26 protein-coding genes are annotated in these 24,816 nt (G+C 40.3%); 24 read left to right on the top strand and 2 right to left on the bottom strand.

Annotated features, from left to right (window positions below):
- Positions 1-57: 57 nt before the first annotated feature.
- From flhA to I6E69_RS04650, 14 genes are read left to right on the top strand one after another with little or no spacing between them, the layout of a single operon-like run.
- Positions 58-2,169 (top strand): flagellar biosynthesis protein FlhA, encoded by a 2,112-nt coding sequence (flhA, locus tag I6E69_RS04715; protein ID WP_039484610.1) that lies wholly within the window; start codon positions 58-60, stop codon positions 2,167-2,169.
- A 21-nt stretch (positions 2,170-2,190) separates the two neighbouring features.
- Positions 2,191-3,672: a flagellar biosynthesis protein FlhF gene (gene flhF / locus I6E69_RS04710; RefSeq protein WP_138488711.1), complete on the top strand. Its 1,482-nt coding sequence runs from the start codon at positions 2,191-2,193 to the stop codon at positions 3,670-3,672.
- On the top strand, positions 3,665-4,525 hold the full coding sequence (locus I6E69_RS04705; protein WP_002959312.1) for a MinD/ParA family protein: 861 nt from the start codon (positions 3,665-3,667) through the stop codon (positions 4,523-4,525). Before flhF ends, I6E69_RS04705 begins: the two co-directional genes overlap by 8 nt.
- Positions 4,526-4,551: 26 nt before the next feature.
- A complete protein-coding gene (locus I6E69_RS04700; RefSeq protein ID WP_002959310.1) occupies positions 4,552-5,262 on the top strand; it encodes an RNA polymerase sigma factor FliA in 711 nt (236 codons plus the stop codon).
- Positions 5,263-5,302: 40 nt separating this feature from the next.
- The gene (cheY, locus tag I6E69_RS04695) at positions 5,303-5,686 is read left to right on the top strand and encodes a chemotaxis response regulator CheY (RefSeq protein WP_004588308.1); all 384 of its coding nucleotides are present in this window, start codon (positions 5,303-5,305) and stop codon (positions 5,684-5,686) included.
- 17 nt (positions 5,687-5,703) lie between these two features.
- Entirely contained in the window at positions 5,704-6,477 is a 774-nt protein-coding gene (locus tag I6E69_RS04690; protein WP_002959305.1) for a protein phosphatase CheZ, read from the top strand.
- 15 nt (positions 6,478-6,492) lie between these two features.
- The gene (locus tag I6E69_RS04685; RefSeq protein ID WP_197120741.1) at positions 6,493-8,721 is read left to right on the top strand and encodes a chemotaxis protein CheA; all 2,229 of its coding nucleotides are present in this window, start codon (positions 6,493-6,495) and stop codon (positions 8,719-8,721) included.
- 58 nt (positions 8,722-8,779) lie between these two features.
- Positions 8,780-9,943: a chemotaxis response regulator protein-glutamate methylesterase gene (locus tag I6E69_RS04680; RefSeq protein ID WP_182724514.1), complete on the top strand. Its 1,164-nt coding sequence runs from the start codon at positions 8,780-8,782 to the stop codon at positions 9,941-9,943.
- Positions 9,936-10,700: a flagellar motor protein gene (locus I6E69_RS04675; protein ID WP_024606204.1), complete on the top strand. Its 765-nt coding sequence runs from the start codon at positions 9,936-9,938 to the stop codon at positions 10,698-10,700. Before I6E69_RS04680 ends, I6E69_RS04675 begins: the two co-directional genes overlap by 8 nt.
- A gap of 1 nt (position 10,701) precedes the next feature.
- Positions 10,702-11,661, top strand: coding sequence for a flagellar motor protein MotB (locus I6E69_RS04670; protein WP_197120740.1), 960 nt, complete (start codon positions 10,702-10,704; stop codon positions 11,659-11,661).
- Between the two features lie 12 nt (positions 11,662-11,673).
- The gene (locus I6E69_RS04665) at positions 11,674-12,444 is read left to right on the top strand and encodes a ParA family protein (protein ID WP_002959298.1); all 771 of its coding nucleotides are present in this window, start codon (positions 11,674-11,676) and stop codon (positions 12,442-12,444) included.
- Positions 12,445-12,447: 3 nt separating this feature from the next.
- A complete protein-coding gene (locus I6E69_RS04660) occupies positions 12,448-13,239 on the top strand; it encodes a chemotaxis protein CheW (RefSeq protein ID WP_197120739.1) in 792 nt (263 codons plus the stop codon).
- A 24-nt stretch (positions 13,240-13,263) separates the two neighbouring features.
- Entirely contained in the window at positions 13,264-13,761 is a 498-nt protein-coding gene (locus I6E69_RS04655) for a chemotaxis protein CheW (RefSeq protein ID WP_002959294.1), read from the top strand.
- Between the two features lie 17 nt (positions 13,762-13,778).
- Complete coding sequence (locus I6E69_RS04650; RefSeq protein ID WP_024595394.1) at positions 13,779-14,180, top strand: DUF2802 domain-containing protein; 402 nt, start codon at positions 13,779-13,781, stop codon at positions 14,178-14,180.
- A 29-nt stretch (positions 14,181-14,209) separates the two neighbouring features.
- Here I6E69_RS04650 and I6E69_RS04645 read toward each other — a convergent pair whose 3' ends face one another.
- Positions 14,210-14,518, bottom strand: a complete 309-nt coding sequence (locus tag I6E69_RS04645) for an EscU/YscU/HrcU family type III secretion system export apparatus switch protein (protein WP_182737869.1) — start codon at positions 14,516-14,518, stop codon at positions 14,210-14,212.
- A gap of 2 nt (positions 14,519-14,520) precedes the next feature.
- Positions 14,521-16,974 (bottom strand): flagellar hook-length control protein FliK, encoded by a 2,454-nt coding sequence (locus I6E69_RS04640; RefSeq protein ID WP_197120738.1) that lies wholly within the window; start codon positions 16,972-16,974, stop codon positions 14,521-14,523.
- A 103-nt stretch (positions 16,975-17,077) separates the two neighbouring features.
- Between I6E69_RS04640 and ccmA the strand changes: the two genes are divergently transcribed.
- From ccmA to I6E69_RS04590, 10 genes are read left to right on the top strand one after another with little or no spacing between them, the layout of a single operon-like run.
- Positions 17,078-17,698: a cytochrome c biogenesis heme-transporting ATPase CcmA gene (ccmA, locus tag I6E69_RS04635; RefSeq protein ID WP_100218342.1), complete on the top strand. Its 621-nt coding sequence runs from the start codon at positions 17,078-17,080 to the stop codon at positions 17,696-17,698.
- Complete coding sequence (ccmB, locus tag I6E69_RS04630) at positions 17,698-18,384, top strand: heme exporter protein CcmB (RefSeq protein ID WP_002959286.1); 687 nt, start codon at positions 17,698-17,700, stop codon at positions 18,382-18,384. The genes ccmA and ccmB overlap by 1 nt, the downstream gene beginning before the upstream one ends.
- On the top strand, positions 18,384-19,121 hold the full coding sequence (locus I6E69_RS04625) for a heme ABC transporter permease (RefSeq protein ID WP_002959285.1): 738 nt from the start codon (positions 18,384-18,386) through the stop codon (positions 19,119-19,121). Before ccmB ends, I6E69_RS04625 begins: the two co-directional genes overlap by 1 nt.
- A gap of 2 nt (positions 19,122-19,123) precedes the next feature.
- Positions 19,124-19,327: a heme exporter protein CcmD gene (ccmD, locus tag I6E69_RS04620; protein WP_002959284.1), complete on the top strand. Its 204-nt coding sequence runs from the start codon at positions 19,124-19,126 to the stop codon at positions 19,325-19,327.
- On the top strand, positions 19,324-19,803 hold the full coding sequence (gene ccmE / locus I6E69_RS04615) for a cytochrome c maturation protein CcmE (protein WP_002959283.1): 480 nt from the start codon (positions 19,324-19,326) through the stop codon (positions 19,801-19,803). The genes ccmD and ccmE overlap by 4 nt, the downstream gene beginning before the upstream one ends.
- Positions 19,804-19,805: 2 nt before the next feature.
- A complete protein-coding gene (locus I6E69_RS04610; protein WP_197120737.1) occupies positions 19,806-21,776 on the top strand; it encodes a heme lyase CcmF/NrfE family subunit in 1,971 nt (656 codons plus the stop codon).
- Positions 21,773-22,342 carry a redoxin family protein gene (locus I6E69_RS04605; protein ID WP_002959281.1) on the top strand — a complete coding sequence of 190 codons (570 nt, stop codon included), beginning with the start codon at positions 21,773-21,775 and terminating at the stop codon, positions 22,340-22,342. The genes I6E69_RS04610 and I6E69_RS04605 overlap by 4 nt, the downstream gene beginning before the upstream one ends.
- Positions 22,342-22,803 carry a cytochrome c-type biogenesis protein gene (locus I6E69_RS04600; RefSeq protein ID WP_002959280.1) on the top strand — a complete coding sequence of 154 codons (462 nt, stop codon included), beginning with the start codon at positions 22,342-22,344 and terminating at the stop codon, positions 22,801-22,803. The genes I6E69_RS04605 and I6E69_RS04600 overlap by 1 nt, the downstream gene beginning before the upstream one ends.
- Complete coding sequence (ccmI, locus tag I6E69_RS04595) at positions 22,804-24,057, top strand: c-type cytochrome biogenesis protein CcmI (protein ID WP_197120736.1); 1,254 nt, start codon at positions 22,804-22,806, stop codon at positions 24,055-24,057. It abuts the gene before it with no gap.
- A gap of 9 nt (positions 24,058-24,066) precedes the next feature.
- Entirely contained in the window at positions 24,067-24,798 is a 732-nt protein-coding gene (locus tag I6E69_RS04590; protein ID WP_039484557.1) for a VacJ family lipoprotein, read from the top strand.
- Positions 24,799-24,816 lie beyond the last annotated feature (18 nt).

Below are 24,816 nucleotides of genomic sequence, written 5' to 3'. Positions count from 1 at the left end.
ACTTGGAATAGTTATTGCAAATTCTATGTAGTGTCAATTTTTTGAAATTGTAGAATTATGAGTTTTAAAGCGGTATTACAACAACTTAACAGAGACAAAAAAGACTATGCCAAAGGGGTAGGTACACCTTTGCTTGTGCTTGCTGCCTTGGGAATGGTGATTTTACCATTACCGCCATTTTTACTCGATATCCTTTTCTCGTTTAATATTGCTCTCGCGTTAGTGGTTTTACTTGTAACTGTTTACACGATGAAGCCGGTTGAATTTGGTATTTTCCCCTCTGTATTACTAATCGCTACAATTATGCGCTTAGCACTTAACGTTGCCAGTACTCGAGTTGTGTTACTTGAAGGCCATAATGGTGGTGATTCTGCCGGTAAAGTAATTGAAGCGTTTGGCTCAGTTGTTATTGGTGGTAACTACGCTGTTGGTTTGGTTGTGTTTTTAATCCTGATCATTATTAACTTTGTAGTAATTACTAAAGGTGCTGGTCGTATTTCTGAGGTATCTGCGCGTTTCACCCTTGATGCAATGCCGGGTAAACAAATGGCAATTGACGCCGATTTGAACGCAGGCTTTATCAGCGCAGAACAAGCGCGTGACCGCCGCGAGGAAGTAACTCGCGAAGCTGATTTTTACGGCTCAATGGATGGTGCGAGTAAATTTGTAAAAGGTGATGCGATTGCAGGTATTGTTATATTAATCATCAATATTGTTGGTGGTTTATTTGTCGGTATGATCCAGCACAATTTGAGTTTTGGCAATGCAATGGAAGTATATACATTACTTACCATTGGCGATGGCTTAGTTGCTCAACTCCCTTCTTTACTGCTTTCAATTGGTACCGCGATTGTTGTAACACGCCAAAATGAGTCGCTCAATATGGGGGACCAATTTAAGAAACAACTAGGCAACGAAAAGTCACTCTTTATTGCATCTGGTATTTTGATCATCATGGGCTTAGTGCCTGGTATGCCGCATATTGCTTTTTTAAGTTTAGGTGCGTTACTGGGTTACTTAGCTTACTACACACAGCAAAGTAAATTAAAAGCTGCTGCGGCAGAAGCTGAAGAGGCCGCTAATGGCGGAAGCGTTGCAACGGGTGTTGCTAATAAACAAGAACAAAAAGAACTTGGCTGGGATGACGTTCAACAGGTTGACGTAATTGGCTTAGAAGTCGGTTATCGATTAATTCCGTTAGTGGACCAATCACAAGGTGGTGAGCTACTTAATCGTATTAAGGGTGTACGTAAAAAGCTTTCTCAAGAGCTTGGTTTTTTAGTACCGCCGGTACATATACGCGACAACTTAGAGCTTGACCCTAATGCTTACAGAATAACGCTAATGGGGGTTTCAACCGGTGAAAGCGAGCTTAAGCATGGCGACGAGCTAGCGATTAACCCAGGACAAGTATTTGGTCCAATTAAAGGGGTTGAAACAAAAGATCCTGCGTTTGGCCTTGATGCAGTATGGATCAAGCCAGATCAAAAAGATGAAGCACAATCACTAGGTTATACCGTTGTAGATTCAGCCACGGTAGTTGCCACTCATATTAGCCAGTTATTAACTAACAGTGCAGCGTTATTACTAGGGCATGAAGAAGTTCAAAACCTACTTGATATGCTTGCTAAAAGCCATCCTCGCTTAGTGGAAGGACTAGTACCTGATGTATTGCCATTAACTGCTATTGTAAAAGTACTACAAAATTTATTAAATGAAGGCGTGGCTATTCGCGATATGCGCTCAATTGTTCAAACCCTTGTTGAGTATGGCCCACGTAGTCAAGACCCTGATGTATTAACGGCTGCAGTGCGTATTTCACTGCGTAGATTAATTGTTCAAGATGCGGTGGGAATGTCATCAGAAATCCCTGTCATAACCTTGGCGCCTGAGTTGGAACAGATGTTGCATCAGTCATTACAAAATGCAGGCGATGAAGGTGCCGGTATTGAGCCAGGACTTGCAGAGCGACTTCAAGTGTCATTGACACAAGCGCATCAAAATCAAGAAATGGCCGGCGAACCTTCTATATTGCTAACGTCAGGAATGTTACGCACTGTGTTATCTCGTTTTGTTAAGTACACCATTCCAGGATTGAGAGTGATGTCTTATCAAGAGGTACCAGACGAAAGACAGATCAAAATTGTAAGCTCGGTAGGCCAACAATAAGATTTTAACAGGGGTTGAATCATGAAAATTAAACGTTTTTTTGCTAAAGATATGCGCACAGCACTTAAAGAAGTTAAAGATGAGTTAGGTGTTGATGCGGTTATTATGTCAAATAAAAAACTGGCTAACGGTGTAGAAATTGTGGCGGCAGTTGATTATGACAAAGCAGCCCCTAAAGTAGCAGCGCAACCACAACGCCCTGCAGAGCCGCGTACTCAGGCGCCACAACAAAGCATGCATAACTTTGTAAAACCAGAGCCACAGCGTGCCAAGCCTGAGCCTCAAGCAAAAGTTGCTGACAGCCTACAAGCATTATTAGAGCGTCAATCACCGCGTCCTCGTTCTCCTGAGCTTGCATCGATGTTTTCACAATCGGGTATTGATACTACTGATAACTATCAAGAACCTGATATGGGGCAGCGTACTAAAAATATGTTTGCTCCTGAAGCTGCTGCGCCAGTTCGTCCACAAACTCAAGCGGATAGCTTAGGTTTTGATGATTTAGACCGCGACTTTGATGATTTAGATAGCCCAGTAACCACTCGCCAACAAGCACCTAATAATGAAAGCGAAGAAATGACAACAATGCGTGAAGAAATGAACGCAATTCGTCAATTACTAGAACACCAAGTATCAGGCTTGATGCAACAAGATATGGCGCGTCGCGATCCAACACGCGCTTGTATGGTTGACCGTTTAGTCGGTATGGGTATTGATAAAGAAGTAGCACAGCAAATGGCATGTTTTGTACCTGATGATGTGTCTCGTAAGCAAGGTTGGAAAGCATTGTTAACTATGGTCGAAGATCAAATGCAAACAACCAATAATGAAATACTTCGCCAAGGTGGTGTATATGCGTTAGTGGGTCCAACAGGTGTGGGTAAAACAACGACAGTTGCTAAGCTTGCAGCTCTAGGCGCACAAAAATATGGTGCCGATAAAGTGGCGTTAATAACCACTGATACATACAGAATTGGTGCTTATGAACAACTTGCAACATATGGCCGTATTATTGGTTGTGGTGTGAAGCAAGTTAAAGATGCTAATGAATTAGCTGAAGTTTTATATCATTTACGAAATAAACGTCTAGTATTAATTGACACAGCAGGTATGAGCCAGCGAGATTTACGTTTAACTGAGCAATTAAACACGTTAATGCGTAACCAACGTGTAGATATTCGCAGCTACTTAGTACTTAGCGCAACAGCACAGATTAATGTATTGCAAGAAACTGTACGCCACTTTAAAAAAGTACAGTTAAGTGGCTGTATTTTCACTAAGTTAGACGAATCATTAAGTTTGGGTGAGATTATTAGTATTGCGATTCAAAATCGCCTTCCAATAGGGTATCTTACTAATGGTCAACGAGTACCAGAGGATATTCGTGTTGCAAATGCTGAGAAACTAGTTAAAAAGGCTGAGCAATTATATTTAAAAAGAACAAAAGCACAACATTCAAGGCACCAAGCAGTGGCGCCAAGCACAGTAGGGATGTATGATTAACACAGTATTAGATCAAGCAAGCGGCCTGCGCAAAATGAGTCAAAACAATAACAACGGCGTAAAAGTTATCGCTGTAACCGGTGGTAAAGGTGGAGTAGGGAAAACAAATGTTTCTCTAAATACAGCTATTGCACTTGGGCAGCAAGGTAATCGAGTATTAGTGCTGGATGCTGACTTGGGTTTAGCAAACTGTGATGTGATGCTTGGTTTACGTGTAGAGCGTAACTTGTCACATGTCTTGTCTGGTGAATGTGAGCTTGATGAAATTTTAGTTGAAGGTCCTGCAGGAATTAAAATTGTACCCGCTACATCGGGTTCGCAAAGTATGGTTGAATTATCACCATCTGAGCATGCTGGGCTAATTCGTGCGTTTAGCGAATTGAATACCGAATTTGATATTTTAATTGTAGATACAGCTGCTGGTATTTCAGACATGGTACTGAGCTTCTCGCGTGCAGCGCAAGATGTAATGGTTGTGGTATGCGATGAGCCGACATCAATCACCGACGCTTACGCACTTATTAAAGTATTAAGTCGTGAGCACGGCGTTTATAAATTTAAAATTGTTGCCAATATGGTTCGCAGTATGCGTGAAGGCACTGAATTGTTTGCAAAGCTATCTAAAGTTACCGACCGCTTTTTAGATGTATCAATGGAGCTAGTAGCAACGGTTCCTTATGATGAAAATATGCGCAAAGCAACACGTCGTCAAAAAGTAATAGTAGAGCTCTTTCCAAATTCGCCAGCCGCTCTTGCGTTTAAAACGCTGGCAACAAAAGCAGTTAAATGGCCAATACCCAACCAACCATCTGGGCATTTAGAGTTTTTCATTGAGAAACTAGTAAACGGTTAATTATGACAACAGTGGTGAATAGAGCTATGGGATATCAATCAACACAAAATTTAAATGTGATTGTTGAGAAGCATGCATCACTTGTTAAAAAAGTGGCATGTCATCTAATTGCTCGATTACCACCTAGCGTTCAACTTGATGATTTAATTCAATCAGGAATGATAGGTTTAATAGAAGCTTCGAAAAACTTTGACGCAACAAAAGGCGCAAGCTTTGAAACTTTTGCCGGTATTCGTATTCGCGGTGCTATGCTTGATGAAATGCGCCGTGGTGATTGGGCTCCTCGTTCAGTTCATCGTAAAAATCGGCAAGTTGCAGAAGCAATTACTGAGCTCGAAAGTAGTCTGAACCGCGAACCAACGGATATAGAAGTTGCTGAAAAACTTGAAATTTCGCTCAATGAGTACCATCATATTTTAAATGATGCGAATACGAGTAAAATATTAGGCATTGAAGACCTTGGTGTAGATGAGGATGTTATTACTCCCGTAGGCCAAGATTTAGCACAAGATAAACCTTTCAATAATGTTAAAAATGATAGGTTTAATGAGTCTTTGCTAAGTGCAATTAAGTCATTACCAGAGCGTGATGCAATGGTGCTTTCTTTGTACTATAACGATGAAATGAATTTAAAAGAAATAGGACATATACTCGATGTAAGTGAATCGCGTGTAAGTCAGATACATGGTCAGGCGATGATTAAGCTTAAAGCTAAAATCAATGACTGGATAAATTAGTAGTAAGTAAACAAAGGTTAATACCTCACTGGGGGATGTTTTGGATAAAAACATGAAAATTCTTGTAGTTGATGATTTTTCAACGATGAGACGCATTATAAAAAACCTGTTACGTGACTTAGGTTTCACTAACGTTCAAGAAGCTGATGATGGGTCTACAGCTTTGCCTATGTTGCAAAATCAAGTGTTTGATTTTGTAGTTACGGATTGGAATATGCCTGGAATGCAGGGTATTGATCTTTTAAGAGCAATACGTGCAGACGAGAAGTTAAAACATATCCCTGTATTAATGGTAACGGCAGAGGCTAAAAAAGAACAAATAATAGCTGCAGCGCAAGCTGGCGTGAATGGTTATATTGTTAAGCCATTTACGGCTGGAACATTAAAAACTAAATTAGAAAAAGTATTTGAACGCTTAGGCTAATGATGGGGGAGAGGCTTATGCCAGCACCAGCTGCGCCTCAAATAACGTTAGAACAAGCTCGTCAGCTCGTTGTTTTTTTAGAAAATGATGAGCAAGATAAAGCAAATCAGTTGATTTTAGAGGCTGCATCTAAAGAGCAGTCTGAATTATTTGCTGAAGTTGGAAAGTTGACTCGTCAACTGCACGAAGCTCTTAAAAGTTTTGAGCTTGATACTCGCTTAAGTGACATAACTACAGATGCGATTCCAGATGCTAAAAAGCGGCTTAATTATGTTATAGAAATGACAGAAAATGCGGCTAATAAAACAATGGATGCAGTGGAAGCGAGTCTTCCTATAGCCCAACAGTTAGCGGACGAAATATCTCATATCAAACCGACATGGGATCGTTTAATGAGCCGCGAGATTGAGCTTGGTGAGTTTAAGCAACTTTGCCATAGCATCGATAAGTTTATGAACAACTCTCATCATAAGACTGATGAGCTTCAAAACTTAATGACAAATGTATTAATGGCTCAAGACTATCAAGACTTAACAGGTCAAGTTATTCGCCGTGTTATTGAACTTGTTAGGGAAGTAGAAGAAAGTTTACTTCATCTTTTAACTGCGTTTGCTGAACAAGACGACAGTAACAGCACCGCGAATAAAGTAGAACAACAAAAAATAAAAGAACCAGTTGCCACACAAACTTTAGCAGGTCCTGAAGGCCCTATTATTGATAAAGAATCGCGTAATGATGTTGTATCTGATCAAGATGAAGTTGATGATCTTTTATCAAGTTTGGGCTTCTAAGAGGAGAGTAACTGCATGTTTGAAGTCGATGAAGATATTTTACAAGACTTTCTTGTAGAGGCTGGAGAAATCCTAGAGCTTTTATCTGAACAGTTAGTTGAGCTGGAAAATAATCCAGAAGATACCGAGTTACTAAACGCTATATTTAGAGGTTTTCACACTGTAAAAGGTGGTGCAGGCTTTTTAGCTATGACAGAACTTGTTGATGCTTGTCACGGTGCCGAAAACGTATTTGATTTACTACGTCAAGGCGTGCGAACAGTCAACTCAGAGTTAATGGATGTTATTTTACAAGCACTAGACACCATTAATGAGATGTTTGCGACTATCCAAAACAGAGACAAGCCTGAACCTGCAGATCCTGAATTACTTCATACTCTTCATATCTTAGGTCTACCTCCAACAGAAGCCGAAGCCACTGAAGCCTCTTCACAAATAGAGGTTGAACAACCTCATAATGAAGTGGTGGATACACCAGTAGCTGATGATGAAGATCCGTTTGCATTTGATGAACTATTTAGCGGAGCGCCTTCGGTTAGCGATGCTGAAATAGATGAAATCACTGAAGACGAATTTGAAAGCTTACTTGATGAGCTGCACGGTAAAGGACAAGGTCCTGCAGTTGAAAAACCAGTAGCAAGTAGTAGTGATTTTAATGGTGATATTACTGATGATGAATTTGACAGCTTATTAGATGAGTTACATGGTGTTGGCAGTTTTGGGGAAGTTACTAGCAAACCTGAACAAAATAATGCCAATAAAACACCTGTAGAACCAGCTACACCAGCTACACCAGCGGCTAATGCAGTTAATTCATCAGATGATGAAATTAGTGATGACGAATTTGAAGCGCTTCTTGATGAACTTCATGGTAAAGGTACTGCTCCTAAATCGATAGAAAGTGCGCCAACTGCAAAACAACCTGAACCTGTTTCACCGCCAGCTAAACAAGTGAGTGAACCAGTAAAAAAAGCTGCGCCAGCTAAAGCTCCTACTCCAAAACCAGTTGAAAAAGCGCCAGAGAAGCCAGCAGCTAAAGCACCACCAGCAGCAGCTCCAAAAAAATCAGCGCCACCAGCAGCAGAAACCACCGTTCGCGTAGATACAAAACGACTCGATCAAATTATGAATATGGTTGGTGAGTTAGTTCTTGTACGAAATCGTTTGGTTAGTTTAGCGACTAACTCAGACAGTGAAGCGATGGGTAAAGCAATCTCTAACTTAGATGTAGTGACTGCGGATATTCAAGGTGCGGTTATGCAAACGCGAATGCAACCAATTAAGAAAGTATTTGGTCGCTTCCCTCGCGTTGTACGCGACTTAGCACGTAGCTTAAATAAAGATATTGATTTAAAACTTATTGGTGAAGAAACCGATCTAGATAAAAACTTAGTTGAAGCACTTGCCGATCCGCTTGTGCATTTAGTTAGAAACTCAGTTGACCATGGTATTGAAATGCCCGCTGTTCGTGAAGCTGCAGGTAAGTCTAGAACAGGTAATGTTACTTTATCAGCGTCTCAAGAGGGCGACCATATTTTGCTAACCATCAAAGATGATGGTGCAGGTATGGATGCTGAGAAACTGAAAAAAATTGCAATTAGTAAAGGCGTACTCGATCATGACCAAGCGAGTCGACTTTCTGACACCGAAGCATATAACCTGATTTTTGCACCTGGCTTTTCTACAAAAGAAGAAATATCTGATATTTCAGGCCGTGGTGTAGGAATGGACGTAGTTAAAACTAAGATCACGCAACTTAATGGCTCAGTAAGCATTCAGTCTGAACTTGGTGTTGGTACTATTTTAGAAATAAAAGTACCACTTACCTTGGCTATATTACCGACATTAATGGTCGTTGTTGGCGCACAAACATTTGCGTTACCACTGGCTGGTGTTAGTGAGATATTTAATTTAGATTTAACGAAGACGAATGTAGTTGATGGGCAATTAACAATTATTGTGCGTAAAAAGGCGATACCGTTATTTTACCTTGAGCATTGGTTAGTAAAAGGCTCAGATCGTTCTCAGCGAAAATCTAAAGGTCACGTCGTTATTGTACAAATTGGTACGCAACAAATTGGTTTTGTTGTTGATTCATTAATTGGCCAAGAAGAAGTAGTGATTAAGCCGCTTGATGCGTTACTTCAAGGAACGCCAGGTATGGCAGGGGCTACAATAACTTCGGATGGTGGCATTGCACTGATTTTAGACGTTCCAAACATGTTAAAACATTACGCAGGCTAATAATAAAGTAGGTATATATTTAATATATACCTACGCATAAATTTAATAAGAGAGCTAAATGGCCGTTAAAGTTTTAGTTGTTGATGATTCAAGCTTTTTTCGCCGTAGAGTAAGCGAAATCCTTGAGCAAGATAGCGATATACAAGTTATAGGCTTTGCTGTTAATGGCAGAGAGGCTGTTGAGAAAGCAGCTCAATTGCGTCCTGACATGATCACCATGGATGTCGAAATGCCTGTGCTTGATGGTATTAGCGCAGTTAAAGAGATAATGGCGAGTAACCCAACTCCTATCTTAATGTTTTCATCACTTACACGTGATGGTGCAACAGCAACGTTTGATGCGTTAGATGCTGGCGCAATGGATTTTTTACCGAAAAAATTTGAAGATATTGCACGCAATAATGAAGATGCAATTAAGCTTTTGCAAAGTAAAGTAAAAGATATAGGGCGAAGACGTTTACCGCGAACATTTAGAGCGGCAACACCAGTTAAACCATCCATTTCAACTAAACCAACAAGTTCACTTTCGCAAAGAGCAAGCACATCAACAACTCAAATCAAGCAGCCTGATAGAAGCTTTCAAAGAGCTGCGCCTGCTGCATCGACAAGTTCAAATGTTGCCTCAATGCGAGCAAGTGGAAAACAATATCAACTTTTAGCTATTGGTACTTCTACAGGTGGTCCTGTTGCTTTGCAAACTATATTGACTCAATTGCCTGCTAATTTTCCTCACCCTATTTTACTTATTCAGCACATGCCAGCTGCATTTACACCCGCGTTTGCAGCGCGCTTAAATGGTTTGTGCCAAATAAAAGTGAAAGAAGCACAACAGGGCGATCGCTTACAACCAGGAACTGCTTATTTAGCGCCTGGCGGGCAGCAGATGATGGTAGAGGGGCGTGGAGCTAATAGAACGCTGCGCGTATTTGAAGATCATAGCGAGAGAATAAGTTATAAACCAAGCGTAGATGTAACGTTTGCTAGTGCAGCTAAAACGTATCAAGGCGATGTACTTGCTATTGTTTTAACAGGTATGGGCGCTGATGGTCGTGATGGTGCAAGAATGTTAAAACAAACGGGGGCAACTATTTGGGCACAGGATGAGAAAAGCTGTGTCGTTTATGGAATGCCCCAAGCAATTGCTAATGCGGGGCTTTCAAGTGAAAGCTTAGCATTGAGCGATGTTGCAGCGCGTATAATGAGAGAGGTAGGTTGTGGATAAACTCTCAATATTTGGACTATTGGTAGCACTCAGTGCAATAGGTCTAGGTTATTCTTTAGAAGGCGGTGTTGTTTCAGCTTTATTTAATGGCCCTGCGCTTATTATTGTACTAGGTGGCACGCTTGGCGCTGTTATGTTGCAAACCTCTGCTAGCACATTCAAAAAGATGCTAAATATGAGCTCGTGGGTTTTTGTTGCACCACAATACGATATTGAAGACGCAATAGAGCAAGTTAAACGATGGTCTCATAAAGCACGTCAAGAAGGTTACTTAGCGCTTGAGAATGAAGCTTTAGCTCACCCAGATGCGTATGCAGCAAAAGGTTTAAGCTTACTTGTCGATGGTTGCTCAGAGCAAAAACTACGTGACACGCTTGAAATTGATTTACTGCTAGAGCGTGATCGTTTGCTTGAAGCCGCGCGTGTTTATGAAGCAATGGGGGGTTACAGCCCTACCATTGGTATTTTAGGTGCGGTGCTTGGCTTAATACAGGCAATGTCGTTTATTACCGATCCACAAATGCTTGGCGCCGGCGTTGCAACGGCATTTATTGCGACCATTTATGGTGTTGGTTTAGCTAATTTATTGTTTTTACCTATGGCAAATAAGTTAAAACAGCGTGTAGAGCAAAAAATGCTTTACCATGAAATGCTTGCTGAAGGCGTTATTGCAATAAGCATAGGTGAAAGCCCAGTAAATATAGAATTAAAGCTTGAAGCCTATCGTGTAGAGCGCCCTAATTTAGTGGACGAATAACATGTTACGCCGACGACTTCGTCACTCTGCTGCTAAAAGTCAACATACCGAACGTTGGCTTGTATCGTATGCCGATTACATGACTATTATGTTTGCTTTTTTTGTGGTTCTGTATGCGATAGCGATTAATAAAGAAGAACAATTCCAAATATTGTCAGATTCCCTTGAACAGGTTTTTGATAAGTCAGCTCGCCAATACTCCCAGCAAGGTGAAGGTGTCAACGGTAATGGAATATTGACAGATAGAGTGACACCTGAACAAGAAGTTCTTTATGGCGAAAGTATATTAAAAGAAGAGCAAGGTCCTGAGCTACTCGACGGCCAAAGTGATACAAGCAACATCCAGCAAAAGTATTTAGGCAAACCTCTTGATAGTTTACTAATTAAATTACAGTCAGCGCTTATTGATGAAATCCGTGATGGAGAAGCCAGTTTAGAGCTTAACCAAGATTGGCTGATTATAGAGCTAAGCTCAAGTATGTTATTTTCAAGTGGTAGTTCAGTTGCACACTCTCGAGCAAAACAGGTCGTCAAGATTGTTAAAGATATTATTGCACCAGTAGATAACTATGTAAGAGTACGAGGTTATACTGATGATGAAAGTATTCGTAATGAGATATTTCGTTCGAACTGGGAACTGTCGGTAGCTAGAGCCACGTCAATTTTAGTAGAGCTGGAAGCACTAGGCATTAATTCAGCTAGAATGGCGATAGAAGGTTATGGCCAATATTCACCTTTTGCAAGTAACGATACAGAACAAGGGCGCGCAGAAAATCGTAAAGTTGTTATCGCACTTTCTAAGTATGGATTACCGCCAAAACAAGAGGTTAAAAGTGACGGGCAAGCTGATGAGCCTGCAGTGATTGAACCTGAAATTGAACTTCCTTCAGATGACGATACAATAAAAATAATTCGTTTGCCTCATGGCGGTATTCGCATAACAACGCGCAATGAACAGTAATTAGGATGTAATGTGAAGATTTGGACTGTCGCTAATCAAAAAGGAGGGGTTGGTAAAACAACAACCGCAGTGAGCCTTGCCGGTATTTTGGCATTACAAGGTAAACGTGTATTGCTTATAGATACAGACCCTCATGCGTCACTCACTTATTACTTTGGCATTGATTCAGAGGATTTAGAAGTCAGTGTGTACGATATTTTTGCCCGTGGTACAAGTATGCAAAGTGAAGAGATACTCCAAGCTTTATGTCCATCAACACTTCAAAACCTGGATATTTTACCTGCGACTATGGCAATAGCTACACTTGATCGAAGTATGGGTAATAAAACAGGGATGGGGTTAATACTAAAAAAAGCGCTTGCAAAAATTAGCGAACATTACGATTATGCCATTTTAGATTGCCCTCCAGTTTTAGGGGTGTTAATGGTCAATGCGCTTGCAGCAAGTGAGCGAATTTTAGTGCCAGTGCAAACGGAGTTTTTAGCACTCAAAGGGCTTGATAGAATGATGCGTACTATGGATTTGATGCAATCCTCTCAAGCAAAAGATTATCAATATACTATAATTCCTACCATGTACGACAAACGTACCAAAGCATCGTTAGAAGCATACAAAACATTGCAAAGTACATATGGTGATAAAGTTTGGCCAGGTGTGATACCGGTGGATACCAAATTTAGAGATGCAAGCTTTGCACAAAAAGTACCTGTAGAGTATTGTCCTCGCTCGCGCGGTGTATACGCATATAAAGCACTGCTAGAATATTTAATTGAACAAGGTTAATGAATGAGTAAGCAATTGTTTGCTAATGAAAAAGTAATGAAACAATACCTCGGGGCTTTGTTATGTGAAGATGAGCCTGTAGATAACCTTGAGCCAGTTGCAAAATTACTTGAGCAAATCCCAGATGATTCACAACATCATATTCATTCAAAACCTAAAGAACAATTAAAAGCAGCAGAGAGTACATTTGATAATGACTTGCTCAATGTTGAAATTGAGCCAATAGTTGAGCCAGCGTTTGAAACTGAAAAAGTTAATGAAGTGGTTGACGAGGAAGTAATAGCACCTGCAATTACTACTATAGAAAAGCCAGAGCTGGAGATTGTAACTACTAGCCAATCAGACTATTTTGATGGTGAATTTCAGGCACTGTTTTTTGAAGTTGCTGGCTTGACCTTGGCTGTGCCATTAAAAGCACTCGGCGGAATACATCAATTAGGTGAAGTAAATCATTTGTTTGGTAAGCCGAAATGGTTTAAAGGCGTTATGCTCAACAGAGAAGAAAAGCTTAATGTTGTTGATACTGCGCGTTGGGTTATGCCAGAAAAATATGATGATAAATTAGAGGCATCTTTAGATTATCAATATTTGATTACACTAGGTGATAGCCAGTGGGGTTTATTAGCTGAAAAGTTGATAAATAACATTACATTGAGTAAAGAAGATGTAAAATGGCGTACAAATAAAAGCAAGCGCCCATGGCTTGCTGGCGTTATAAAAGAAAAAATGTGTGCTTTGATAGACGTAGATAATTTAAATATATTATTAGAGAAAGGCTTAGATAGCCGTCAGTAGTAATGACCATTACGGGGTAATAGCATGAATCAAGATAAATTACTGTCAGCAAATAAAAACGCAGATAATAACGATGAAATTTTACAGTGGGTTACGTTTAAGCTAGAGGAAGAAACCTACGGCGTAAATGTAATGCAAGTACAAGAAATACTTCGTTATACAGAGATAGCTCCTGTACCAGGTGCACCTTCATATGTGATTGGTATTATTAACTTACGCGGCAACGTTGTTACCGTTATTGATACTCGCGCACGTTTTGGTTTGCTAGCTGCTGATGCAACTGACAACTCTCGCATCTTAATTATTGAAGCAGAAGAGCAAGTTATTGGTATTTTAGCCGACAGCGTATCGGAAGTGGTTTACTTGCGTAGCTCTGAAATCGACAGTGCGCCAAATGTTGGTACTGAAGAAAGCGCTAAGTTTATTCAGGGTGTTTGTAACCGCGATAATGAATTACTGATTTTGGTTGATTTAAATAAGTTACTCAGTGATGACGAATGGGATGAGTTAAGCGATATATAAGCTTTACCAAATAAATTATGGTGTTACTTAGTATAGCTATATCAGCGTTAGCGGTAGGACTTATATCGCTGGCGTTAATTATTGCATTAAAAAATAAACACGCGAATGAAATTAATGCTGTATCGCAGCAGCTTAAAGATAGCTCAGAGCAGACTCATATTTTGCGCAGTGAAATTTCGGAGATTAGAACCGGGCTCTTAAGTATTGGTAAGCGAGTGCTTGAAGTTGAACAACAAAACCAAGATTTAATGCAACAGCAAGCGGCGCAAAAATACGATGACCCTGATGCTAAAATTTACTCTCGTGCTGTAAAAATGGTTGAGTTAGGTGCAGACCTTGATGAAGTAATACGCGAGTGCGAACTACCACGAGCAGAAGCCGAATTACTATTTTCATTACATAAACAAAAAGGTGCTTAGCGCCTTTTTTTATGTGCGGATAAATTGGCTCAAGCCTTAATATTTAACTTACCTTGAAAATCCTGCCAACCTGGCGGAAATTGACCTCTTAATACATACGAAAACGCAATAAGCTCTGCAATAACATAATAAAGCTCTTTAGGAATTTCTTCTCCTAACTCTAAATGCGACAACGTTTTAGCAAGTGCTGCATCTTCGTGGATCATAATTCCTTTTAGTTTAGCCGCTGCAATTATTTCATCAGCTAATTCACCAAACCCTTTAACACTTACAGTGGGTGTGTTTCCAGCTTCGTACAAAAGCCCAATGGCTGATTTATTAATCGGTGTTTCATTCATAGCTAAACCTTAATATTAATAATTGCGTGAGATTTATAGAATGCCTGATTGTTGGCATCGCCTCTCTTTAAGTTGAGCTCGCCAACTTGTAAGCCATGTTTAGCTAGTTTTGATCTTAAATTATCTAAGTGAGGGTGAGCAATTGCACTTACTTCTTGGCTCGAGGCTAATAGCTGGCAATCGAGTGCTTTATCCATTAACTCAGCAGTAATTTGTAGCTGCCCAAGTTGGGCATAATCAAAGTTTAATCTGACAAACCATACATTTTTATCTTCTAATTTACCGGCGCTTGGCTTTTTATACTGTCCAAGTGTTATTTCTGTTTGGGCTGCTTCTGGAGGTAATCTCATCGGTAATAAAAATTGTGCAAGCGGGTTTGTGTCTGGCTGTTGATTTGGTGTTGAGACACTTACTTGGGTAAGTGTGTTTTTAACGTGTACGATTTCGCTGGCCAAAGCTTGTACTTGAGCTTGTTGAAGCTGTTCAAGCATTTTTGCTCCCGTGTTACCCATTTTAAAAGTAGGTATAAGCACTTGTAAGAGAGCATCTAAGCCAGTTTGATTATTAAAACTGATAGGCGTTGCTGATTGGCTAATCAGAGGCGCAGCTAAAATACTCACAGCCACCTGTTCAAGCCCTTTAGTGAAACTACTTTGTAGCATATCACCCGCTAGTTGAGTGGGCTGTAAAGTAGCAAGTATCTCACGCTGTATGGTTGCAGGGTTTATGTTATTACTTGAAACCATACGGTTAAATGCCTGATTAATTAAGCGAGTTAAATCAGGGGTGTCTTTTGTTGCCTTATCTGTAATATCAGTAATTTGACTGCTTAAAAGTTGTTTATTGTAAGCCAGCCTATCTATAGGGGTTGTGGCATCAGGAAGCTTTAATAATGTACTTAATAGTTTTGCTTCTATTGGTTGTAGCATTTGACTACGAGAGGGCGCATTAGATAATGGCTCAGTTAACAAGGTAATGCTTTTAGTGTTCACTGTGCTTGTGTTGTTTTGATTATTATCGTTTATTGCAAGCTGTGCTGAGGAGGTGGTAAGTCCCTTAGTGACTACTTCATTGGTAAGGTTAACCAAGGCGTTCGGTTTACTGTTTTCACTAGTAATAAGGGGTTTTAATTGGCTTGCTTTTAAATCACTTGGCTTAGCGCTCGCCACTTCACCTGGGGTAGTATTATTTGTTATTGGCGTGTAGGTTGTTGCTGTGTTTGCAGGTGTTTGCCAAACACTAACACTTCCTTTTACTAGTTGCGTTAATTGTACAATCGGCGGGAGCCTTGAAAAGTGCTCTGGCAAAATATTGCTCGTATTGTTATTTAACGCAGTACTCACACTTTGAGTAATGTTAACTCTATTTAGCGGTGATTCACTCAGTTGTATAGCTAAAGACGTTTTTTGTTGCGCGGGCGAAGTTGATAGCTGCGTTAACTCAGATTTACTTACTGTAGCAAAAGGCTTATTTTCAAAATATTTAACCGCATCATTAATTCGCGTTTTTAAATCACTAAAACTACTTTGTAGCCACGATTTTATTGGACTATTTAGGGTCAATAATGGATTTACTTTTACATTACTTGCAGAAACGGCTACTTCAGGTGCATTGCTTTTTTGCGCTAAAAGTAACTCGTTGAATGGTTTTGAGAATGAGTTGTTAAGCGTTACTTTTATATTGTTTGTATCGGTTTTAATAAATAATTTATCTGCCTGGTTCACTAAATTTACTTTAATAGGTGTATTCGGTAGTTCGGCAAGTTGTTGATTAGTGATAGGTGTTGTAAATGAACCTGACTTTTGAGGATGAGTTAAAATAGCCAGTTTTGGTGTTACTTGAAGCTGCGCACTGGGTAATAAGGCCGCGAGTAAATTAGTAAGTTTAGTTTGGCTAAGTGGTTGCGAGTGAACCGTATCAACAAAGCGGTTAATAACATTAATCTGTGCGCCTTTATTAGTCGTACTAACAACTACTTTTAAAGGCTGTTCAGTTGTAAGTAACTGGGCTACGTCTTTATTTATGGCAATACTTGCGTTGAGTTTATCAATAACTAACTTGGGAGACGGGGATACAGCAACTTTTACATCCATTGGTTGGCTTTGTACCTCAGTGCCCGTGCTTACATAATTTAACAAGCGCTGCAATTGTACCGGCTGATTTAAAGTAAGGGTTGTACTGTTTGGCGATATGTTGAGCTGCTTACCATCAGGGCTGATTTGTATGTTAGCACTGACTATTTTTTGCAGGTTTTGTGGTGTGCTTGTAGTGCCAAGCCTTAATGTTTGCCAATGCTTATCAATAAATACATCAAGCGTAATCGAGTCTTTCGAAAATTGGATGTTTTTAGCCGCAAGTACCTCACTAGGTAACTGTGGTAACTCATTGGTCTGGCTGTGAGCAGATTGATTGATAACCAATGAGTTAGATAATGTTATTTGCGTTGGTGTATTCATTATTTTAAATCAAGTTTTTGTTAATCGATTATAAAGCAATATTCGTATTACCCTATCATTATGGTAGACTAACGCCTAATTTTTGGCAGAGAGAATCGTCATCTTGTTACACATTAAGTCCGTCACCTGCATCAAGCAAGATCGTTGTTTGTTTGCGGATCTTAATTTTAGCCTTAATAGCGGTCAAATCATGCAATTAGCGGGTCCTAATGGGGCTGGTAAAACATCGCTATTGCGTATTATTGCTGGCTTTTCTGTGCCTGATGAAGGGTCTGTTCTGTTCCAAGAACAACCTATATCTAAGTACTATGAAGAGTATGCCAGAGAGCTGCTTTTTATAGGGCATAAAACAGGTGTAAGTACTCAGCTTAGTGCAGTTGAAAATGTTCGCCACTGGTTACAAATCAATGGCTACATAAATGAGCCTGATTTATATCCTATTTTAGCGCAACTTGGCCTTGTTGGACTTGAAGATGTACCCGTTAGAATGCTATCTGCTGGACAACAACGACGTGTAGCGCTTGTTAGGCTTTGGTTAAGTGATGCTAAATTATGGGTACTTGATGAGCCGTTTACCGCGCTTGATAAAAGCGGGGTCGCCTTTTTACAGCAGCGATTTACTGAACACTTACAAAGCGGTGGTGCCATTTTATTAACGACCCACCAAGACTTAACGACCCACTTTAGTAACTTACAAACGGTTACACTGGAGTATCGCCACTAATGACTCGTCAACACTCTTATTGGTTGCTATTTAGTGCGGTATTTACCAAAGATGTAAAACTTGCGTTTCGCCAGCGCGCCGAAATTGTAAATCCTATTTTATTCTTCTTAATTGTAATTTCATTATTTCCGTTAGCAATAGGGCCTGAGCCCGGTCTACTTGCGAGAATGGCGCCAGGTATTATTTGGGTTGCCGCATTACTCTCTACCATGTTGGGTTTAGATAAGTTGTTTAGGGATGATTTTAACGATGGCTCGTTGGAGCAGTTAATTGCATCCTCTTATCCATTATCGCTAACCGTACTTGCTAAAGTGGCTGCTCATTGGGTGGTAACAGGTTTACCGCTTGTATTAATGACCCCGTTGTTTGCGTTGTTGTTAAACCTAGAAAGTACGGCGTTAACAGCAACCGTTTTAACATTATTATTAGGCACACCATTATTGAGCTTTATTGGCGCAATAGGCGCTGGGCTTACTGTGGGATTACAAAAAGGGGGTATTTTGATGAGTTTACTCGTACTGCCTTTGTATATTCCTGTTTTGATTTTTGCAACGTCGGCTATCGATACCAGCACCATGTCGCTGGATTATAGTGGGCAGCTTGCCATCCTTGGTGCAATGTTACTTATTGCTATTATTAGCGCACCAATTGCCATATCGTCAGCTTTAAAAGTGAGTGTAAGTTAATGTGGAAGTGGTTACATCCCTATGCTAAAGCAGAGCGTGCATACCAGTTATGCAATACGTTACTGCCTTATTTTGCCGTAGTTACCGTAGTTAGTATGATTGTTGGATGGGTATGGGGGCTTGGTTTTGCACCTGCCGATTACCAACAAAAAGACAGCTACCGTATCATTTTTATTCATGTGCCTTCTGCCATTTTATCTATGGGCGCCTATTCCTCAATGGCTATTGCCGCCATTGTTGCACTTGTATGGCAGCTACGAAATGCCGAGCTTGCTGTTATTGCTATTGCGCCTGTTGGTGCATGTATTACTGCTATAGCGCTAATTACTGGCGCTGCTTGGGGCAAACCTATGTGGGGTGCTTGGTGGGTATGGGATGCACGTTTAACGTCTGAGCTTATTTTATTATTTTTATATCTTGGCGTGCTTTCGCTTTACCATGCATTTGAAGATAAGAAGTCAGCAGGGCGTGCGGCTTCTATTTTAGCAATTGTTGGCGTAATTAATTTACCTATTATTCATTACTCTGTTGAGTGGTGGAATACGTTACACCAAGGTGCAAGCATTACAAAGCTAGACACAAAAGCAATAGATCCAAGTATGTTTTGGCCTCTTATGGTTAATATTTTAGCCTTTGCTGCTTTTGTTGGAACAGTGACTTTAATTCGTCTTAAAAATGAAATTTTACAACGAGAAAAGCACCGACCGTGGGTGCGCTCGTTGTTAAATAAGGGGTAATTATGCAGTTTGACTCTTTTTCTGATTTTATTGCAATGGGAGGTTATGGATTTTATGTCTGGCTTTCTTTTGGTACATGCGCACTTATTTTACTCGGTATTTTAGTGAACTCTTTGAGAGACACCAAACGTATTATGGCTTCAGTTGAGCAACAAATAATACGTGAAGCGCGAATTAAAAAAGCTAAGCAGGAACAAATCTCATGAATCCAAGACGTAAAAAGCGCCTATTGGTAATCATTGCCGTACTGTTTGGTATTGGTGGGTCAATTGGTTTAGTGCTTTATGCACTGCAAGAAAATATTAATCTTTTTTATACGCCAAGCGAATTAATTGATGGCAAAGGCCCTAACAAAGAAAAACCACATATAGGTCAAAAGTTACGTATTGGCGGCATGGTTGTGCCAGGAACGGTTGAGCGTAATGAACAAAGCTTACAAGTAAGCTTTAAGTTGATAGATACAGGCCCATTAGTGACTGTGCGTTATCAAGGCATATTGCCAGACTTGTTTCGTGAGGGGCAAGGCATTGTAGCGCAGGGCGTATTAGTCGAGCCTAATGTTATTGAAGCATTTGAAGTGCTTGCAAAGCATGACGAAGAATATATGCCAGCAGAAGTTGCAGAAGCAGTTAAAGGTATTAAGCACGAAAAACCAAAATACAACTTAGATAGTGGTAATTAGCTATGATCCCAGAAATTGGTTATTTTTCTTTAACGCTTGCCATGGTGCTAAGCGTTTTACTGTGTATTTTTCCTCTTTGGGGCGCGCATACCGGTAATCTTCGATTAATGCGTGCGGCTCCATCTTTAGCAATAGGCCAGTTTGCTTTTGTACTAATCTCATTTGCTGCACTTATTTATGCAAGTTTAACAGACGACTTTACCGTATCTTACGTAGCGTATCATTCAAGTAGTACGCTGCCTTGGTACTATAAAATTACCTCTACGTGGGGCGGTCATGAAGGAGCTATTTTATTATGGTTAGTAATGCAAGCGGGTTGGACTGCTGCTGTAGCAGCGCGTTCTAAATCATTACCTTGGGTATTACGTGCTCGCGTACTGGGTGTACTTGGTTTTTTAGGTGTAGGTTTTATGATGTACACCTTACTGCTTTCAAGCCCGTTTGAGCGCCTACTTCCTTATTTTCCGGTAGAAGGGCGTGATTTGAATCCGCTGCTTCAAGATCCAGGTATGATTATTCATCCACCATTACTGTACATGGGTTATGTGGGGCTGTCGGTTGCTTTCTCTTTTGCTATAGCTGCATTGTTAACTGGTAAACTTGATAACACATGGGCTAAATGGTCACGCCCGTGGACGATGACTGCATGGGGTTTCTTAGGTTTAGGTCTTACTATTGGTAGCTGGTGGGCGTATTCAGAACTAGGCTGGGGCGGCTGGTGGTTTTGGGATCCAGTAGAAAACGCAGCGCTTATGCCTTGGCTTGTTGCAACCGCATTACTGCATTCATTAAGTGTGACAGAAAAGCGCGGTATATTTAAATCATGGACAGTATTACTCGCAATTGCAGCATTCTCTTTAAGTTTGCTAGGTACGTTTATTGTACGCTCGGGTATTATTGTATCGGTACATGCGTTTGCTACAGACCCTGATAGAGGCTTATTTATACTCGCCTTTTTAGGCATAGTTGTCGGTGGTGGCTTGGCGTTATATGCAATGCGTGTGTCACAAGTTCACAGTGAAGGACGATACAAGCTGGTATCGCGCGAAGTGGCGTTATGGCTCAATAATATATTTTTAGTTGTTGCTACATTAATTGTTATGTTAGGTACATTGTTGCCAATGGTTCATAAAGAAATGGGCTTAGGTAGCATTTCTATTGGCGAACCGTTTTTTAATAAGATGTTTGCAATAATTTTAGTACCATTTGCTATTTTGATGGGTATCGGACCACTTTTACGTTGGAAGCAAAACAAGTGGGCTTTTTTGCAAAACAAAATATTAATGGGCGTATTAGCAAGTGTTGTGATTACCTGCGCTTGGTTATTCTCAAGTTACGATTTAGTAAAACCACTTACGTTATTAACGACAACACTGGCGGTTTGGATTGCAATATCAACAGGGATTGATATTTACACCAAAGCAGCTGTGCACGGGAGCTTAAAAGAAGGCTTAAAACGCTTTACTGTAAGTTACTGGGCTATGGTACTTGGGCATATTGGTATTGCATTTATTATTGCGGGCGTAACACTTACCTCGGCTTATTCAGTAGAGCGTGATGTATCGATGAAACCGGGTGAAATAGCACAGCTTAATGAGTATGAATATCGCTTTGATGGTGTTAAAACTATCCGTGGGCCAAACTACAGCGGTCATGCGGGCGTTGTATCTGTGCTTAAAAATAATGAGCTAGTAACACGTTTACACGCCGAAAAACGTAAATATGACATTGGTATGCAGTTTATGACTGAGGCGGCAATAGATGCCGGTTTTAAACGTGATTTATATTTAGCATTAGGTGAGCAATTAAGTGGTGATGCATGGTCACTTCGCATTTATCATAAACCATTTGTACGCTGGATATGGATTGGTGGTGTGCTTATGTCATTTGCAGGTTTCATGATTTTATTTGATAAACGTTACCGTACATCAGCTAAAACAGCCCGTAAAAATGCACCGGAGAGTGTTTTATGAACCGTAAAATTTTAGCTATTGCGCCGCTTTTGGTGTTTGCTTTTGTGTGTGTATTTTTATACCAAGGTCTTTTTGCCAACCCTCGTGAAATTCAAACAGGGCGGTTAGGTCAAGAAATGCCAGCATTTAATTTACCTGATTTAATGCAAGACAATAAGCAGTGGACCAACGAGTCGTTAAAAGGCGAAGTTTACTTATTAAATGTATGGGGTACGTGGTGCCCAACATGCTTAGTCGAGCTTGGTTATTTAACTAAGTTACGTGAGCAAGGCGTTAAAATTATTGGACTATATTACGTACAAGGTTACGACGCTGATTTTGATGGCCCGTTTGATATGCAATCACTTCGCAGCGAAGTCACTGATATGCTGCAACGTGCAGGTGACCCTTACCAATTTAATATTTTAGATTTACACCGTACTTTGTCGTTGGATTTAGGCGTGTCGGGTGCGCCAGAAACTTTTTTAGTCGATAAAAACGGCACTATTTTGTTACATCACACCGGTGATATAAATCCGCGAGTATGGCGAGCTAAATTTGCGCCAATTATGCAGGAGCTTAAATAATGAAGTGGTTACTACTTACGCTTAGCCTTTTTGTAAGCATGGGTGCGTTTGCACAGCAAGATCGCTATCAATTTGATAACAACAAACAAGCAATATTGTTTGAAGAGTTAACCAAAGAGCTACGTTGCCCTAAGTGTCAAAATCAAAACATTGCGGACTCCGACGCTGTTGTTGCTAAAGACTTGCGCGATAAAGTGCTCGTATTGGTTAAAGAAGGTAAAAGCAAAGACGAAGTGATTGATTATATGATTGACCGCTTTGGCTATTTTGTTCATTACGACCCACCTGTTACACCAGCGACTTTAGTGCTGTGGGTACTACCGGTATTAATTGTAATTGTTGGCTTTGGTTTTATTGTTATTCGCCAACGAAAAGCATCAGTAAAACAAACATGGAGCAGCGACGATGAAATGCTGCTAGCGAAGCTAATTGAACAAAATAAACGTCAGGAGCAAAGCTAAATGATTTTAATGTGGGCGTGTTTTGCCTTACTCACACTGGTTGCTCTTAGCTTTGTTATGATACCTTTTTTAAAAAAAGAGCGTGTTCAAACGATTACTCATAACGCCAATGCTGAATTAATTAGTATTTATGAGCAGCGTTTAGTCGATTTGCAAACTGATTTAGATAATCAACGCATTGATAGCGTAAATCACGCAGAATCAATTGTTGAATTAAAACGTCGCTTATTGAACGAGCTATCACCAGAGAAATCACTTAACAGCAAAGGTAATAACCGTATTTTTGCTTTAACAGGCGGTGCATTTGTTCTTGCACTTACAGGGATTTTTTATAGTTTTACAGGCAGTCAGCAGCAAATTTCGGCTTGGCATGACGCAATGGATAATTTAGCTGATTATGGCGAGCGTGCTGTAATGCAAAAAGGTGAGCCGCTTAGCCAAAATGAGCTGCAGGCTTTTGCATTGGCGCTCCGTACTAAACTTAGCCGCTCTGGCGATGATGAAGTTGCTTGGATGCTACTTGGTCGAGTGGCTATGTCGCTTAATGAATTTGACATGGCGCAGCAGTCATTTGATAAAGCACTACGTATGAACCCTGATAATATGCAGGTTCTTATTAGTTACAGTCAGGTTTTATTACTTGAAGGTAGCGAAGCTAATATGACTCGTGCGGCAGGTATGCTTTCAAAAGTGCTTAACGTTGAGCCTACTAATTTAGATGCTATTTCGTTACTAGCGCTGATAGCGTATGAGCGTAAAGATTGGCCGCAAGCTAAAACTGCATTTGAAGTTTTATTGGCGAGCATGGAAAAAAATGATTCACGTTATAACATGATCTCAGAACGTATTGCTGATATTGAGCAGCAAATGCAAAGTGAAGGCTCAGTTATGCCAGTTACTACTACAACGGCTGCTATTGCAGTTACAGTCGACATTGCAAAAGAGCTTATTGATAAACAGCCAAAAGACGGTATTTTGTTTATATTTGCAAAAGCTGCAACTGGCTCACCTATGCCATTGGCTGCTGTTAAGCTGACTAAATATTCATTTCCAATTACAGTTGAGTTGAGTGATAGTAGTGCAATGGTTGCAGGGCTTAACTTATCTAGTGCAGAAAATATTATTATTTCGGCGCGTATTTCTATCGATGACTCTGTTATGCCAAGCTCTGGTGAGCTAGAAGGTCATTCACAGGCGTTAAAGCGTGAAAGTGTAAGTGACTACCAACTTCAAATTGATACATTAATACCTTAAGGACGTTAGATGTTAAAACACAGTTTTACTTTTTTATGTTTATTGATACTAGCCGGCTGTGCTCAAGTACCTCAAAGCAAAGTAGATGACAGAGATCCGCTGCAAAGTATTAATCGTCCATTATATGACTTTAATATGGATGTACTGGATGCTTATTTGTTGCGCCCAGTTGCTGTAGGTTATGTTGAAGTAACGCCTGTACCGGTAAGAAACGGTATTGTTAATTTTACAGGTAATATCACCGCACCTGTAGATATGATCAATGCGGGTTTGCAAGGTAAACCGGGTAATGCAAGTGTGAGCTTAGCACGCTTTTTAGTTAACTCTACTGTCGGTCTGTTTGGTATCTTTGATGTTGCAAGCTCACTAGGTCTTGAAATAGTCGATGAAGACTTTGGACAAACGTTGGGTGTATGGGGCGTAGGTGATGGCGCCTATTTAATGCTACCAGGTATGGGGCCAACAACAGCACGTAACCTGACCGGTGATGTAGTCGACAACTTTGTATTACCTGAAGTTGCGCTAACGACTCCACAAACTATTTTAGTATTTGTTTTAAAAGCAGTTGAGGCGCGTGCATCATTAATCCCACAAGAAGGGCTATTAAATGATTCACTTGATCCGTACTTATTTGTAAAAGATATTTACTTCCAGCGTCAAATTTATGAGCTGTACGATGGCAATCCACCTATAAAAGAAGAGCCAACTGATTTTGATGAAGACTTTTTAGAAAGTTTATAATTGAAGCCACTGATAAAA

It is taken from the genome of Pseudoalteromonas sp. NZS100 (genome assembly GCF_015864815.1).
Lineage (GTDB): Bacteria > Pseudomonadota > Gammaproteobacteria > Enterobacterales > Alteromonadaceae > Pseudoalteromonas > Pseudoalteromonas distincta.
Note: the sequence above shows the minus strand (reverse complement) of the source record. Positions and strands in the feature narration are given on the sequence as shown.